This is a genomic window from Phaeobacter sp. 11ANDIMAR09 (genome assembly GCF_001294455.1).
GTDB lineage: Bacteria > Pseudomonadota > Alphaproteobacteria > Rhodobacterales > Rhodobacteraceae > Pseudophaeobacter.
Map to the genome: position 1 here is coordinate 1 of NZ_LIKT01000089.1, position 1062 is coordinate 1062.

Genomic DNA, 1062 nt, shown 5'->3' on the forward strand with positions numbered 1-1062 from the left:
CGGAGCCTTCAAATTTCTCAAGCGCTCGACGCGCTTCTACGGGTGTTTGGTTCGCAAGAGATGAGTGCGGCCTGACGTTGTTGTAGTCGTAACGCCAGAGCGCCAGTTTTCGGCGGGGATCCTCCAGGCTGTCGAACATCTCCTCGTTCAGCAGCTCGTCGCGCAAACTGTCATTGAAGCTTTCGATAAAGGCATTCTGCTGCGGCTTGCCCGGGTCGATGTAATGCCAGTCCACGCCATTGTCGTTGGCCCATTTCAGGATCGCCCGACTGGTGAACTCCGTCCCATTGTCACTGACAATGCTGGCGGGTTTCCCATAGATGCGGACAAGGGCATCTAACTCCCGGGCGACGCGCGCCCCTGAGATGCTGGTGTCGGCCATCAGGCACAGGTTCTCACGGCAGCAATCATCGTTCACAGCCAGAATGCGGAACCTGCGCGATGCCCCGAACGTGTCGGACAAGAAGTCCAGCGACCAGCGCTCACCAGGCTTGAGGGCCTCAGGCATCGGTGTTCGTGACCCACGGGCCCGTTTGCGGCCCCGTCGTCGCCTGACGCCAAGCTTTTCCTCCGTATAGAGTCGATACAGCTTCTTGTGATTCATGATCATTCCCTTGCGTTCCAACATCACGCCGATCCGCCGGTAGCCAAATCGGCGGCGCGTGTTCGCAATAGCCTTCATCTCCTTGCGGATCTCGGGATTGTCCGGCGGACGGTCGCGCCTGACAGTTTTGGGATCGACACCAACAAGACGGCAGACCCGGCGCTGCGAGATGTCGTGTTCCCGCATTGCACGGAGCGCTGCCGCTCGTCGCTTGGTCGGCGTCGTCAGCTCTTTCCCAGCAAGTCCTTCAGCACAACGTTGTCCAGCATTGTATCAGCCAGCAGGCGCTTGAGCTTGGCATTCTCATCCTCCAGCGCCTTCAGCCTGGCCGCATCCGACACTTCCATACCGCCATACTTCGACTTGAACTTGTAGAACGTGCCCTGACTGAGCCCATGCTTGCGGCACACCTCCGCCGTCGGCATTCCGGCTTCTTGTTCTTTGATCATCCCAATAAT

1 protein-coding gene is annotated in these 1062 nt (G+C 58.7%); it reads right to left on the bottom strand.

Going from position 1 to position 1062, the window contains the following annotated elements:
* Positions 1-1062, bottom strand: a protein-coding gene (locus AN476_RS22245) for an IS3-like element ISRosp2 family transposase (protein WP_216598422.1) whose coding sequence is annotated in 2 segments (ribosomal slippage) — positions 1-843 and positions 843-1062 — 1063 coding nt annotated over the 2 segments. Because the reading frame shifts where the segments join, the coding sequence is not laid out codon by codon here. This gene is flagged as partial in the annotation.